The sequence below is a fragment of the Nonomuraea recticatena genome (assembly GCF_039533245.1).
Taxonomy (GTDB): Bacteria; Actinomycetota; Actinomycetes; order Streptosporangiales; family Streptosporangiaceae; genus Nonomuraea; species Nonomuraea roseola.
Window position 1 is genome coordinate 44,758 of sequence record NZ_BAAATE010000010.1, and the last position, 14,232, is coordinate 58,989.

At 70.5% G+C, this 14,232-nt stretch carries 11 protein-coding genes and 1 tRNA gene; 2 read left to right on the forward strand and 10 right to left on the reverse strand.

The annotated features are described in order from the left end of the window. Positions 1–154: 154 nt before the first annotated feature. Positions 155–337, reverse strand: coding sequence for a helix-turn-helix domain-containing protein (locus tag ABFX50_RS20770; protein ID WP_379505471.1), 183 nt, complete (start codon positions 335–337; stop codon positions 155–157). 1,062 nt (positions 338–1,399) lie between these two features. Between ABFX50_RS20770 and ABFX50_RS20775 the strand changes: the two genes are divergently transcribed. Next, positions 1,400–1,753, forward strand: a complete 354-nt coding sequence (locus ABFX50_RS20775; protein ID WP_346148693.1) for a hypothetical protein — start codon at positions 1,400–1,402, stop codon at positions 1,751–1,753. 285 nt (positions 1,754–2,038) lie between these two features. Here the strand turns inward: ABFX50_RS20775 and ABFX50_RS20780 are convergent, their stop codons facing one another. The 8 genes from ABFX50_RS20780 to ABFX50_RS20815 all read right to left on the reverse strand — a co-directional run bounded on the left by ABFX50_RS20780 (position 2,039) and on the right by ABFX50_RS20815 (position 11,360). Next, positions 2,039–2,548 carry a C40 family peptidase gene (locus ABFX50_RS20780; protein WP_346148696.1) on the reverse strand — a complete coding sequence of 170 codons (510 nt, stop codon included), beginning with the start codon at positions 2,546–2,548 and terminating at the stop codon, positions 2,039–2,041. Between the two features lie 584 nt (positions 2,549–3,132). Then, positions 3,133–3,208: transfer RNA gene (locus ABFX50_RS20785), tRNA-His, on the reverse strand. Positions 3,209–3,272: 64 nt separating this feature from the next. Beyond that, the gene (gene orn / locus ABFX50_RS20790; RefSeq protein WP_183656840.1) at positions 3,273–3,869 is read right to left on the reverse strand and encodes an oligoribonuclease; all 597 of its coding nucleotides are present in this window, start codon (positions 3,867–3,869) and stop codon (positions 3,273–3,275) included. Positions 3,870–3,941: 72 nt separating this feature from the next. Then, positions 3,942–5,195, reverse strand: coding sequence for a DUF2510 domain-containing protein (locus ABFX50_RS20795; protein WP_346148698.1), 1,254 nt, complete (start codon positions 5,193–5,195; stop codon positions 3,942–3,944). A 39-nt stretch (positions 5,196–5,234) separates the two neighbouring features. Further along, positions 5,235–6,572 carry a protein kinase family protein gene (locus ABFX50_RS20800; RefSeq protein WP_346148700.1) on the reverse strand — a complete coding sequence of 446 codons (1,338 nt, stop codon included), beginning with the start codon at positions 6,570–6,572 and terminating at the stop codon, positions 5,235–5,237. A gap of 24 nt (positions 6,573–6,596) precedes the next feature. Next, a complete protein-coding gene (locus tag ABFX50_RS20805) occupies positions 6,597–8,267 on the reverse strand; it encodes a serine/threonine-protein kinase (protein WP_346148702.1) in 1,671 nt (556 codons plus the stop codon). A gap of 52 nt (positions 8,268–8,319) precedes the next feature. After that, positions 8,320–10,659, reverse strand: coding sequence for a serine/threonine-protein kinase (locus ABFX50_RS20810; protein ID WP_346148704.1), 2,340 nt, complete (start codon positions 10,657–10,659; stop codon positions 8,320–8,322). Positions 10,660–10,724: 65 nt separating this feature from the next. After that, the gene (locus tag ABFX50_RS20815; protein WP_346148706.1) at positions 10,725–11,360 is read right to left on the reverse strand and encodes a pyridoxamine 5'-phosphate oxidase family protein; all 636 of its coding nucleotides are present in this window, start codon (positions 11,358–11,360) and stop codon (positions 10,725–10,727) included. A 56-nt stretch (positions 11,361–11,416) separates the two neighbouring features. On the opposite strand from ABFX50_RS20815, the gene pdxR reads away from it, so the two are divergent. Beyond that, positions 11,417–12,814, forward strand: a complete 1,398-nt coding sequence (gene pdxR, locus ABFX50_RS20820; protein WP_428834698.1) for a MocR-like pyridoxine biosynthesis transcription factor PdxR — start codon at positions 11,417–11,419, stop codon at positions 12,812–12,814. On the opposite strand, the gene ABFX50_RS20825 is transcribed toward pdxR, so the two are convergent. Then, complete coding sequence (locus ABFX50_RS20825; RefSeq protein ID WP_346148708.1) at positions 12,811–14,115, reverse strand: GH39 family glycosyl hydrolase; 1,305 nt, start codon at positions 14,113–14,115, stop codon at positions 12,811–12,813. The two genes, pdxR and ABFX50_RS20825, sit on opposite strands and share 4 nt — an antisense overlap. Positions 14,116–14,232 lie beyond the last annotated feature (117 nt).

Genomic DNA, 14,232 nt, shown 5'->3' on the forward strand with positions numbered 1-14,232 from the left:
CCTTCGTCCGTACGGCGGGCGGGCGCGCGTAGGACGGCGGATCTTCGTCCGTAGGGCGGGCAAGCGCGCGTAGGACGGTGGATCTTTGTCCGTACGGCGGGCAGGCGCGCGCGTAGGACGCGGGCGGGCGCGCGTAGGACGGCGGGCGCGACGGTCAGGTGTCGCGGTTGAGCCAGAGGCCGATCGCGGTCATGCGGCAGTCGGCGCCCAGCTTGGCGTAGATGCGATTGACGTGGTTCTTGACTGTCTTCTCGCTGAGAAACAGCCGTTGTGCTATCTCGCCGTTGGACTGACCCGTCGCGATCAGATCCATCACCTCGGCCTCACGCTTGCTCAAGCGTGCTGCGTCTTCGACTCTCAATCCGGCCTCCGGAACAGCGAAGTCGGTCAGATCGCCGATTGGCCCCCGTGCTTCCGGCGTAAGCGGTTGACAGCGAGCATAACTCGCATTGTCCGGATTTGGGGCCAAAGTCACCAGAGAAAAGCGAAAGACCGGTCCTGTTCCACGCTTCTACCCATGGGCCTGGGCCCGCGTCGACGCCGACCAGCGCGGCCGGCGCTGGTCGGATTGGCGCCGTCGTCGGCGGGCCACAGCCCGGCGCTGCCACTACCGGCGCAGATCCGAACCATGATCGCGCAACGTCGCTGGAGTACTGGCTCCCCTTCACCAGGTCAGCAATCACTGGCGACATAGATCCCTCGGCCTGCGGGTGCCCCGGCGAGAGCATACTCGAACGTCTTGAAACTGTAGCCGGAGACTGTAGACAGCCCCTGATCGGGCCAGTTCGGCATATCCACACAGAAGGCCCTCGGCGTCACGAAGTGTCACTCGGGTACCAGGCCTCGGCGAGCAGACCCGGCGGCCGCCTCCAGCGGCTCCCGATCCGGCGGTCAACGGCGAGAAGGTCCGGCGGCGCCTGGCGCGACGGCAGATCGTCACCGGTCGTCATGCCCGGCTCGTCCTGCCCGGCTCGTCATGCCCGGCTCGTCATGCCCGGCTCGTCATGCCCGGCTCGTCATGCCCGGCTCGTCATGCGCGGCTCGTCATGCCGGGCTCTTCATGCCCGGCTGCACGGCCAATCTCGCCCGTCCGCCGTGACATTATCTGCCGGTTCTTCCCGGCAATTCCGATGATTTCTGTCTTGTAAGGCTTCCGTGCGAGGCCAGGGATGCCCCAAGTAGTCAACTCTCTGCCAGCGGGGAGCCAGCATTCCGGCGACCTCTACCTAAGGTGGAGTTTTCTGGGGCCCAAGGGAGGCAAAATGAACAACGCCCCTTTCTCGAATGCGAGTAAGGAATGTCCTTCATGCACAAATTTTCCGGCCCCCGGTCCGGAGGAAGAGCCCGTGGGACTACCGAAAGAATACTGACCTTTGGTCCGGGGAGGACGGGACTCTGCTTGAAAGCCCGCGACGAATGGCACATTATGATTGCCGAGCGCTTTGGTGCTCTGCCAGAAACAACTGACGGCAGCGGTAATCCGCAGGCCATCTCAACGGAGGACACAATCATGCTTCGTCGCATTTTCGTCGGTGCAGCGATCGCCAGCACCATCTTCGCCGGCACGAGCGCCGCTTACGCGGACTACAACAAGCCGGAGAAGGACAAGGAGGTTGAGTGCAACCAGACCAACTCGAACGGCGGCCTCGTTCCCATCCTCAACCAGCTGCTCAACCTGAACAACAGCCCGGTCAACGTCAACGTCCTGGGGATCCAGAACCAGCAGTTCGAGTGGTGCGAGGACCAGGACTAGTCTGACGCTCGTTGAACGCGAGAATGTTCTGACACTTATCCGTCCCATTGAAACGAATTGCAATCCCCCTCCTGGCGCAGTTCTTTCGGGTGTCAGTCGGGCGGCCCGCTTCTCCAGAGCGGGCCGTTCATCGCGGCTCAGCATGGCACGAGGCTGGACCCGCCGTTCAGAACGGCACACGCCTGGGCACCCAGGCAGTTCAGGTGACGACGACCAACGCTCTGGAGCGATTCGTCGTCACCTGAACCGGTACGTCAGCGTGTCCGTCCCGCTCGGGAACCCCGGTCATCCGGCAGCGGCCTCAGAGGTCGTCGGAGCCGTCTCAGCGGGGCGGACCGCCCCCATGTATCCGCGCCTGACCAGCGGCGCGAAGGTCACGAACCCGCCCGTGGACGGCGCGTGAACGATCCACTCCCCGTCGACGGCGATGCCCACGTGCTCGGGTCCCGGTGACACCGGATTGCTGTCATAAAAGACGAGATCTCCCGGTCGCACCTGCCCCTCGGGGACCGGCCATCCGTTTCGCCACTGACCGCGCGCCGTGCGCTTGATGCGCACCCCGGCCCGCGCCCACGCGTATTGTGTGAGGCCCGAGCAGTCGAAACCGACCGTCGTGGCGCCGCGCCCGATTCCGAAACTCGGACCTTTCGCCCCGCCACCGCCCCACGAATATGGGACTCCGCGCATTTCCAGTGCGGCGTTCAGCGCCCGCTCCCCGGCATTCACGTTCTCGTACCCGCTTCCCATGCAGCAGAAAAGCAGGACGGCGGCCAGCGCTGGTCTTTTCCTGGTCATCTGTTCACCACGCGATCCTTCTCCGGTGAAAGCCCTACTCCGCAACCCTCACATGCGACACGCGGGGCGTTTGTCGCCAGCAGTCGGATAATTGACGAGAGAATGCGCGTTTCAGTGGCGGCTTGGCGTGTGCGGGGGGTCGTCGCGGCGCGTTCCTGGCCGCCGGGAAGCAACTGGTTGACTTCTTCAGAGACACTCGAGGTTCGCGACGAATGACCATGCAATCGAGCAGGCGGATACGTTATTTTTTTCCTGTCCACCGAAGGGACGGCAGCCTTGCCCGTTTGATTTCAACGGGCAAGGCTCTGTCCCTTGCTCCTCTCCGGAGCGACACGGCACCCGACGCAGGCCTCAGCGATGATCCCGCTGTCAGCTGGTACGGCCGGTCCGCAGTACGGCCGGCTCGGGGACGCTCTCGAGTTTGTGCGTGGCGAAGAACCACGGGAGCGTCCGCTCGACGAGGGGAGGCGGCCGCGAGGGCCGCCCGACGACGCTGTGGAGGCCGGGGCCGCTCCCGCCTCGGAGACACCCGGTCACGCAGAAGGCCCGATCACCGGAGTGATCGGGCCTTCTGGCATTTCACCTGGGGTGAGTGAGGGGACTTGAACCCCCGACATCCAGGACCACAACCTGGCGCTCTGCCAACTGAGCTACACCCACCAAGCTCGCGCCGCCGCAGCAGCACATGGAAAAGTGTAGCGGTCTTCGCGACCCTTTGCGCCACTCAGTTACGCGACACACCGTCAGCGAGGGTTCGGGCGGTGGCCGAGTCGGGCCCCGGCTGCGGCACGAACACGGTGGCGCGGTAGTAGCGCAGCTCGCGGACGCTCTCGGTGATGTCGGCAAGAGCCCTGTGCCCACCCTGCTTCTCGGGCGCGGCGAAGTAGACGCGGGGGAACCAGCGGCGCACGAGCTCCTTGATGGAGGAGACGTCGATCATCCGGTAGTGCAGGTAGGCGTCGACGGCAGGCATGTCGCGGGAGAGGAACGTGCGGTCGGTGCCGATCGAGTTGCCGCACAGCGGCGCCTTCTTCGGCTCAGGGATGTGACCGCGGATGTAGTCGAGCACCAGCGACTCGGCCTCGGCGAGCGTCACGCCCTCGCCGAGCTCGGGCAGCAGCCCTGAGGCGGTGTGCATCTCGCGCACCACCTCCGACATCTGCTCGAGCGCCTCGGACGGGGGCTTGATGACCACGTCGACGCCTTCGTCCAGCTGCCGCAGCTCGCTGTCGGTGACGACGCAGGCGACCTCGATGAGCGCGTCGCGCCCCAGGTCGAGCCCGGTCATCTCGCAGTCGATCCAGACCAGCAAGTCACTCATACGATCAATCTCCTCGCCCAGCGGCTCGGAGCTATCCGCCGCTCGCTCATTAACCCCAGCCTAGTGCCCTGGTCAGGACAGCTTGAGAGAGTTCAACACCTGAGTGACGACACCGGTGTCCAGGTTGTCGGGAACCGAAGCGTACAGCAGCGCGGGGCGCTTGCCCTCGCCCCTGTCGACCACCACGACCGCGCCCCGCTCCTTCTTCCACTGGTAGCCGTTCTTCTCCGACTCGGCGGTGAAGTCCAGCTCGTACTCCAGCACCCAGCCCTTGTGGCCGTCGACCGTGATGGCCTTGTCCTGGAGGATCTTGCGCTCGTGCTTGATCGGGTAGAAGCGGCTGCCGAAGTCGATGAAGACGGTGGCGACGGTGCCACGCAGCCCCTGCACGCCCTCGTAGGGGTAGATCGCGTGGAGCTCGCCCGAGTAGATGCTCCCCGTCCAGTCGCTCTGGCCGTCGTACTTCTCGTGCGAGATGGCCCGCGACCCGGCCAGCCACTGCTGGGCGTTGGGGTCGGGCGAGTTGATCTCGGCGGACTTGGGGACCTCCCACGGGTCGCCTGGAGCGGCGAAGGACAGGCCGGTCCTGGGATCGGTGATGCGGCCGCCCGAGGCGGGGGGCAGCTCGGCGCCGGGGCTCTGCGGCGTCTGCGTGGGCGACTCGCTGGGTGTCGGGCTCGGCGAGGGGGCAGGCTCGCTCTGGCTGGCGCTCGGGACCGGCTCGGGGGTCGGCTGGGCCGTCGTCCCGCTGCTCCTGTTGACGAGGAAGATCGCCGCGCCGGCGATCAGCGCGAGCACCAGGACCACGCCGATCCCGCCGAGTACCCACGGCAGCGCGCCGCCGCCCGACTTGGGCGGCTGGCCGAAGTCGGGCCTGGGCATCTGCGCGGTTCCGCCGCCCCACGGCTGCCGGCCGTACTGCTGGGTGGGGGCGGCAGGCCAGCCGCCGCCCTGCGGCGCCGGCCCCTGCGCCCAGCCTCCGCCGGGCGCGGGGTGCTGCCCCTGCGCCGGGTACGGCTGCGAGGGGGCGGCGTTGCCCCCGTGATACGGCGTGCTCCCCACCACGGGGGCGTGCGGCTGGTGCGGGGAGCCCGCCTGCGGAGGCCCCGCCTGAGGCGCTCCTCCCTGAGGCGACCCTCCCTGAGAAAAGCCTGCCTGAGGAGACCCCGGGGGCGGTCCTGCCTGCGGAGGCGTGGACTGCTGGGCGCCTGACGGCCGCTGCTCCATCGGGTGCGTGGCGTCGGTCCACTGGGCCCCGTCCCACCACCGAAGCTGCGGCGAGCCGTAGGGGTCGGGGTACCAGCCTGCGGGGGTCTGCGTGGTCATGGCCGTCAGACTAATAACAACCGCTTTGTCGTGGGTAGATCAGCACTTATAGGTGAATGTCGCTTTGTCCTCGATCTTCTGTCCCTGGGGGATGGGTGACAGGACGCGTAGGCGCGCCGTGAGCTTGGCGGTGGCCTCGCCCTTCACCGTCCACCTCAGCTGCACCGTGTGGGTGGTCTTGCCCGAGGGCACGGTCTCGGTCTGCTCGATGGGCTCCTTCCTGTCGCTGCGCAACCACTGGAAGGTGACCCTGCCCGCCTCGCCGTTCGTGACCAGGCTCCCCGTGATCGTGGCGGTCCTGCGGCAGCCCAGCGTCTTGGGCGCGCTCACCGTCGCCGCCCGCACGACCAGATCGGGTGAGGAGCGCACAGAGAGCCACGCCAGCACCGCGCCCGCGATGACCAGCGCGAACACCGCGGCCGAGACGACCGCTCTACGGCGCCTGGCTCTGCCGGCCTTCTTCGCGCGCATGCCGTGGCGGGCGGGACCTCCGGGTCTCGAGCCGTCCCTCCAGATCTTCTCCGCGGTGGTCTCGCCGTGGGCGGCGGCGGGAGTGACACCAGGGCCGAAGTGCACGGGCTCCTGCGTGGGGCCAGGGACCCTCAGCATCGTGGCGATCTCGCCCTCGTCCCTGACCTGCGGGCCCGCGCCGCCAGGCGAGGCGGGCGGCGACCAGCGGCGGGCGGTCTCGGCGAGCAGGTCGCGGCTGATGAGGCCGCCGGGCAGCGCGTCGCGTCCGGCCAGCAGGCCGTCCCTGGCCGCGGGCAGACCGCGGGTGGTGGCGGTGACCGCCGCCCGCTCGAACAGCTCCGCCGCGCCCCGCGCGCCCGAGGCCCAGGTGGCGGCCAGCCCTCTGGCCAGCGCCGCCCAGGCCGTGACGTCCCGTTCGGGAGCGGGCGGTAACCCTCTGACCGCGTCGGCGAGGCCGCGCTCGCCCAGCAGGGTGGCCCCGTCCTCGGCGACCAGCACCGTGCCAGGGTGGAAGGAGCCGTGGGCCAGCCCCGCCGCGTGCAGGGCGGCGAGCGTCTGCGCGCTCTCCACCAGCACCGCCGCGGCGCTGGCGGGGTCCATGGCGGGCGCGCTCAGCAGCTCCGACAGCGTGGGGGAGACCGCGTGGGCGGCAAGCAGCCACACCTCTTCCCCCGCCGTCACCAGGTCGGCGATCGGCACCAGCCCGGCCATGCCGCTCTCCGCCAGCCTGCGATCGACGATCACGGCCTGGACGAGGCGCTCACGCGCGCCCGGCGTGAGCAGAAGCCCGGGATCGAAGCGCAGGGCGCCCGCCCTGCGCCCGTCTGGCCCCGTCGCCTCGACCCACGTGCCCAGCTCCGTCGCCCTGATCCTGTCGGAGAGCAGGAATCCGGCGATCATGCTCATGAATCCCCCGGTCGCTCGCCCCCGCTAGCTCTTTCTCCTGTGCCGCCCCGCGACGCGGCGTTTCACCGCCAGTGTGACCGGTACCGCGCCAGACGTCACCAGTCCGAGCGCGAGCAGAGCGGCCGGCGCCTTCGCGATCACCTCCGCGGGGCTCTCGGTGACCCTCGGCCCGTCGGTGTCCTTCGAGGTCGGCTCGCCCGGCGACTCGCCGGGCGACTCCGGGTCAGGGGTCTCTTGCGGCGTCTCGGAGGAGCGCGTCTCCGAGGGGCTCGGCGGGGGCGGAGGGGGAGGCGGAGGGGCCGCGGTCGTCGCGGACTGCGAGGGCCTGCTGGACGGCGGCGGCGCGTCGTTGTCCGCCTTGCCGCGCAACGAGGCGTCGGGCGTAGGCGTGGGAGTGGGTGTCCTGGTCGCCTTCGGCCGCGGCGGCGGGGGAGAGGCCCTGATCGGCCGCTTCGACGGCGTGGGCGTGGGCGTGGCGGTCGGCGCGACCGCGGCCACCGTCGGTGGAGGCGTGGTCGTGGTGGTGGGTGCCGCCTCGGCGGTCGGTTCGTCCTCCGTGGGCTCCTCCGAAGCCGGCTCCGAAGCCGACTCCGACGGCGAGGGCGCCTCGATCAGCGAGGTCGGGGCGCTCGGTGTCGCGGGTGAGGTCTGCGCCCGCAGCGCGGGGTCGTCCTCGCCCGAGGTGAGCAGCACCGTGGTGACCGTGCCGATCACCGCGACCAGCCCGATGCCGACCATCACCTTCACACCCAGCTTGGCCAGCAGGCGCTGAGGCTCGGCGAACGTCGTCTCCGCCAGCGACGTGCCGGTGTCGGCAGGCGCGTCCGGCGCCTCGGGGAAGAGCACGAGCAGCAGCCCGGCCAGGCGGGCCAGCCGCCGCCTGCCCCGCTCCTCCCAGTCGGGACCGAAGGCTCGCGCCGCCACGCTCTCCAGCTCGGCGAGGAAGGCCTCGGCCGAGGGCGGACGCTCCATCGGATGCTTGGACAGGCCCCTCTCGACGAGGGGCTGCAGCGCCTCCGGAACCTCTTCGATCGGCGGCGGCGTGACGTGGTGCTGCCTGGCCAGCGCGGGAACCGTCGCGGCGCGGAAGGGCCGCATGCCGGTGAGGCACTCGAAGAAGACGATCGTCGCGGCGTAGACGTCGCCCGCCGCAGTGGCGGGGCCGCCCGACCACTGCTCGGGCGCCATGTAGGCGGGCGTGCCCGCGGCGTTGACACCCTCGCCCTGCCGGACGGCGATGCCGAAGTCGACGAGCTTGCTGCTGCCGTCGCCCTGGACCATCACGTTCTCGGGCTTGAAGTCACGGTGGACCACGCCGATAGCGTGCGCCGCCGCCAGGCCCTGCAGCGCGCCCTTGAGCACGACCAGAGCCGCCTCGGGACCCGTCGGCCCCTCGGAGTCGAGCAGGGCGCGCAGGGAGACGCCGTCGATCAGCTCCATGATGATCGCCGCGCCCTGGCCGTCCTCGACGTACCCGATCAGGCGGACGTTGTGCGGACTGCGCATGCTGCCGAGCAGCCGCGCCTCGTGCCTGAACCTGGCCACGAAGCCGACGTCGTCGCGCAGGCTGTCGGACAGGTACTTGATCGCGACCTCGACGCCGTCGTGCTCGCGCCGAGCCAGGACCACCCGTCCTGACGCGCCGGTGCCAAGCTCGCGCACCTCGGTATAACCGGGGACCCCCCACCGGTCCATCAGACCACCTCGGATCTATCTGGGCCCCCACCCGTATCAGACGGAGCGTAGCTTAACGGCCCAGACCAAGATCAGGGGTGGAATTGTCGGTATCTGGCCGCTGATCGTCTGGTTTTGGACTCTCGGTCTCGGTCTGCGGACGGCACGCCGGGGTCTTCCCGCCTGCCGAGTCGCTCCCGTTGGCCGCCGCGGGGCTGGTGGAGGCCGTCACGCCCCACGCCGATCCGCACGGCGTCCCCGCGAAGGTGAAGCTGACGGTCCTGGTGTAGGCGGTCTGTCCCGACAGGTCGAGCGACTCGGTGTGCTGGACACCTCCCGCGAGGGTGAAGGTCACGCTGAGCCGTACCGGCTGGGTGCCGGTGGTGGCGACGCTCACCACGGCCGTCGCGCGGCCCCTGGCGTTGAGCGAGGCGCGGGCGACGGAGACCTGCCGCACCGCGGCCTCGCACGGCACCGCGGCCCTGGCGGTGGCCTGTCTGCCGCCAGCCCGCACGGTGACCGTCACCGTGCCGCCGCACGGGCGCCGGGCGAAGGTGTGGGTGACGTCCTTGGCGTAGGCGTCGCGGCCGGACAGCGAGGCGGAGGTGGTGGACACCCGCTCGCCGTTGAGCGCGAAGGCGGCCCATAACCCGACCGCGCCGGTGCCGTTCGTCGCCACGGAGACCCGCGCGGTCACGGCCCTGCCCGGCGCCTCGGCCATGTCGAGCGAGACACGCAGCCCCGTGACGTCCGTGGGGCAGGCGGGGACGGCCGCGCTGACCCTCGTCCGGCCGCCGGGAGCGGCGGGCGAGGTGGACACCGTGAGCCTGACGGTCTTGCCGCACGCGCCCTCACCGAGGTTGTGGCTGAAGGTGCGGGTGTAGGACAGGGCGCCGCGCACCTGACTGGTCGCGGTGCGCACGACCTGGCCGTCCACCGAGAAGCGCGCGGTGATCGTGACGGCTCCCGCGCCGCTGGTGCGGAGGGAGACGGTGGCCGAGGCGAGGAAGCCGGCGTCGACCGTCAGCTTGCCGACGTTCAGCGCCGACACCGCGGTCGGCGGCTTGGGCGTGGGTGTGGGGGTCGGCGCGGGCGTAGGTGTGCGTGTGGGAGTCGGGGTGGGGGTCGGGGTGGGCTTCGGCGTCGGGGGCTTGGCCGTCGGGGTGGTCTCGGGGTCCGGGTTCGGGGCCTCGCTCGTCGCGGGGTCCGGGTCGGGGGCGCCGCTCGCCTCACCGCCCGCCTCGCCGGTGGGCTCGCCGGTGGGCTCGTCCGTGGGCGCCCCGCCCTGCTCCCCTGCGCCACCACCCGTCTCGGAGGTCTCGGAGGGCAGCGAGGCGGGGCTTGGAAGCTCGGGGGAGAGGGACGGCGCCGCCGCCACCGTGTCCACCGTCGTGGCGGGCGGCTGCTGCGCGCCGGCCAGCACGTACAGCGTGGCCCCTGCGGCGACCACCGCCGCCGCGCCGCCCACCAGCAGCCGCCTGCTGTTGCGCCGCGCGGCGTCGAAGACCGTGCGGAAGAACGTCGAGCCCGCGGCGGGAGGAGGCGCTTGCGGCAGCGGCAGCAGGAAGGCCAGCAGGGCCACGAGCGCGGCCAGCCGCCGCCTGCCCCGCTCCTCCCACTCCTCGCCGTAGGCCGCCACCGCGGCCTCCTCCACCTCGGTCACGAACGCCGCCGCGCTCGTAGGGCGCTCGGCAGGATCCTTGGCCAGGCCGCGCCCGATCAGCTCCCGCATCTCCTCCGGCGCGTCATGGACGGGGACAGGCGCGTGCAGGTGCTGGTAGCCCAGCACGTGCGACTCCGTCGAGCGGTAGGGCCTGTGTCCTGTCAGGCACTCGAAGAAGACGACCGTGGCCGCGTAGACGTCGGTCGCAGGGGAGGCGGGCTCGCCTGACCACAGCTCGGGCGCCATGTACGGAGGGGTGCCCGTGGCCCTGGTCGCCGTGCCCTGCCGTACGGCGATGCCGAAGTCGACGAGCTTGCTGACCCCGTCGTCCCTGACGATCACGTTCTCGGGCTTGTAGTCCCTGTGGACCAGCTGCGCGGCGTGCGCCCGCTCCAGGCCCAGCAGCGAGCCCTTGAGCACGACGAGCGCCGCCTCGGGGCCCGTCGTGCCGTTCTCGCGCAGTAGCGCGCGCAGGGAGACGCCGTTGACGAGCTCCATGACGATCGCGGCGCCCTCTGGCTCCTGGACGTACTCCCACATCCTGGCGATGTGCGGGTCCACCAGGGTGGTCAGGAGCTCCGCCTCGGCCCTGAAGGCGGCCAGCGCCCCTGGCTCCCGCCGTACGCGCTCGGACAGGTACTTGATCGCGACGTCGGCGCCCGTGTCGTCGTGCACGGCGAGGACGACCCTGCCGCTGCCGCCCGAGCCGAGCTGACGCACCTCGGTGTAGCCGGGGACGCTCCATTCCATGGCGCTCTCCCATCAGGAGTGTGGCCCACCTGATGAGACGACTGAACTGGCGTCCTGGTTTGCTGTCAACGGTCCCTAATGTGGGCGGGTGTCGCTGTGTCCCCTACGAGCACGGGATCGGGCACCGGCGCGCCCCACGACGAGACCACCGGCAGGACCCCCGCCCAGACAGGAAGCGCGTAGTCCTCCTCCTCGTCCTCCGGCGCACCCGAGCGCACCTTCACCGACGCCTCCTCCAGCGACAGGGCCAGCACCGCGGTGGCCGCCAGCTCCTTACGGGTGGGCCGCCTGGCGTAGTCCCACTGTCCCGGCGCCAGCTGCTCGGTCAGCGCGCGCAGCCCGTCCATGCGCTCCTGCTCGTCGGTGACCAGTCTGGCCTCGCCGTAGACGATGGCCGAGCGGTAGTTGACGGAGTGGTTGAAGACCGAGCGCGCCAGCACGATGCCGTCGAGATGGGTGACCGTCACGCAGACCTGCTGACCCTGCCCCGCGCGCAGCGACCGGGCGCCGGTGGAGCCGTGAAGGTACAGCGTGTCGCCGATGCGGCCGTAACCTGTCGGCACCACCATGGGGTGACCGTTGACCACCACGCCCAGATGGCAGATGAGCCCGCTGTCGAGCACCTCGTAGAGATCGTTCCTGTCGGTGCCGCCGCGGTGCTTCTCACGGCCGAGCGTCGTGCGGGGTGTGGTGGAGAGCATGCTGTCACGGTATTGAGATAGTGGACCTGTCGTTAATGTCCACTAATAACCGCTTCTTGGGGACCACTTCCTTGCGCACGCTCATCGACCTGCCCATCTCCCTGTCGAGAGACGCGGCGCTGCCGCTCTCGGTCCAGCTGGGCGACTGGCTGCGGGGGGCCATGCGGGCGGGCGCGCTCACCGCGGGGACCCGCCTGCCGTCCTCGCGCGGGCTCGCCGCGCAGCTCGGCGTCAGCCGGACGGTGGTCACGGAGGCCTACCAGCAGCTCTACGCCGAGGGATGGCTGGAGGGCAGGCACGGCTCGGGCACCTTCGTGGCCGACCTGCCGGCCGACGCCGCGCCGCGCGCCCCGCAGGAGCTCCCCCCGCCCGAGACCAGGCAGGTACGGCAGGCGCCGCTGATCGACCTCACCCCAGGGAAGCCGTGGGTGCGGGACTACGACGCGGCGGCATGGAAGCGGGCCTGGCGGAAGGCCGCCGACCTGCTGCCCGTCGGCGATCCCGACCCGTACGGCCTGCCGTCCCTGCGCGAGCTGCTCGCCGAGCACCTGCGCAGGTCCAGGGCGATCGCGGTGGGCCCGGAGAACATCCTGGTCACCAGGGGCACGGGCAACGGCCTCGACCTGGTCGCCCTGGCCCTGCTCGGCCCCGGCGCGAGGGCGGGGGTCGAGGACCCCGGCTACCGCGTCGCCCGCAACGCCTTCGCGGCCAGGGGCGCCACGATCGTGCCGTGCCCCGTGGACGAGGACGGCGTCATCGTGTCGGGGCTCCCCTCCGACCTGCGCGTCCTCTACACCACCCCCGCCCACCAGTACCCGATGGGCGGCCGCCTGCCCATCCCGCGCAGGGAGCGGCTGCTGGCATGGGCGCGGCGCACGGGGGCCATGGTGGTCGAGGACGACTACGACGCCGAGTTCCGCTACGACGTGGCTCCGCTGCCCGCCCTCTACGGCCTCGACCCTTCGCGCGTCGTGCTCCTCGGCACGCTGTCGAAGTCACTGGCCCCCGACGTCGGCGTGGGCTGGCTGGTGGGCGAGCCCGCGCTGCTGAGCAGGATCGCCGAGATCCGTCAGAACCTGTCCGACCGCACCAGCGGCCCTGTCCAGCAGGCGGTCGCGACCCTGCTGGAGCGCGGTGACCTCGACAGGCACCTGCGCAGGATGCGGCTGGAGTACGCCCGCCGCCGCGCGGCCGTGGTCGAGATCCTCGGCCCTGTCTGCCGCCTGCGCGGCGACACCGCAGGGCTGCACGTCCTGGCCGAGCTGCCGCCGTCCGTGGTGGAGGAGATCGTCGTCGCCGCCGCCTCCCGTGGTGTCCTGCTGGACACCACCGTCCGTCACCACCACGCCGAATCCCACGTGCACGGCCTGGTCATCGGGTACGGCTCGGCCTCGCTGCCCGAGGTGCGGCGCGGCTGCCGGATCCTCGCCGAACTCGTCGCCTGCGCCGGCTAGGCGGGGCCCCGCTGGCTCCACTTGATCTCGTACGCCTTGAACGTGAAGGGCTTGCCGTCGACCGTCGCCGTCAGCTCGGCGTCGGTGGTGTTGACCATCACCATCTGGTTCGGCTGGGCCAGCACCCGCACCTTCGGGTCGCTGGTGGTCACCTGCTCCAGCTTCGCGTTGGTGGGGAACCACTTGACGAACCCGCTGAGCAGCCCCGCCATCGGCATCTCGTCGCCGCGCCCCGGCACCCACACGCAGCCGTGGCACTCGCCGGCGGGCTTCTTCTGGGGGTTCCAGTACAGGGCGGTGGTGACGCCGCTCCTGGCGAACTCCATCATCGCCGTGGCCTGCACCGCGGCGACCTTCTCCTCGCTCCACCCGGTGTTCTCGGGCTCGACGTAGTACTCGGCCCACCACACGGGCAGGTCGCCGCTCTTCTGGCGCAGCCACGTCGTGATCGCGGAGAACTTCGCCGTCGCGCCGAACTCGTCGGGCAGCGGCTGCTCCTGCTCCTTGGTCATCGTGGCGCCGTCGACGACGACGAACTCGGCGCCCTTCTTGTGCTTGATCCAGTACTCGATCGCGTCGAGTACCCGCTGGTCGACCACGCCCCACGGCCCGCTGACCTCCGAGGTGCCGATCCTGGGATCGTGGTGGTCGATCGGCACGTAGGGGCCGCCCACCTTGATCTCGGGGTTCACCTTCTTGAGCGCGTCGTAGACCTTGTTGTAGAGCTCGGTGTAGGCCTCGGCGTCCCACCTGTTGGCGGCCTGGTTCCAGAAGCCCTTGAACTCGTTCCACACCATGAAGTGCTTCACGGTCGGATAGCGCTTGGCGACGGTCGCGGCCAGCTTGGCGTAGTCGTCGAAGTGCTCGCGCTTGGGCGCGGTGGTGTGGTTCTTGGACCAGTCGGTACGGCCGGCGGTGCCGCCCTTCATCCAGTCGGGCGCGCAGCACAGCGTGATGACGGGGATCGAGCGGGAGTCCGACATCATCTTCATGCGGCGGTCGAGATCGCGGAAGTCGTACCTACCGGGGCTCGGCTCGGGGTTGCCCGCGCCCCAGCCCATGATGTGCTGGTTCTGCAGCATCGGCTCACGGGCCAGGATGCCGACGGCGGCCTCCCTGACCTCCGGGGTGTCCTGGTCGGCGCTGTACTGCGTGTGGGTGACCCCCCAGCGCGGCCAGTCCTCGGTCGCGGGCGGGGCGCTCAGGCTGGGCGCGGCCTGCGTGGGCGGGATCGTGGCCTGCTCGCCCGCGGAGCTGTTCGTGGTGCCCGCGTAGATCATGATCCCGGCGACGAGAGCCACCGCGACGATCCCGGCTGCCAGAGCGATCGGCCAGGGGGAACGCCTGTGCGCGTGTCGGCCGTTCGTCGGTATCACCGGGATCCTCCTGCACCGTTCCACATGACGAAGCCGGGTCAT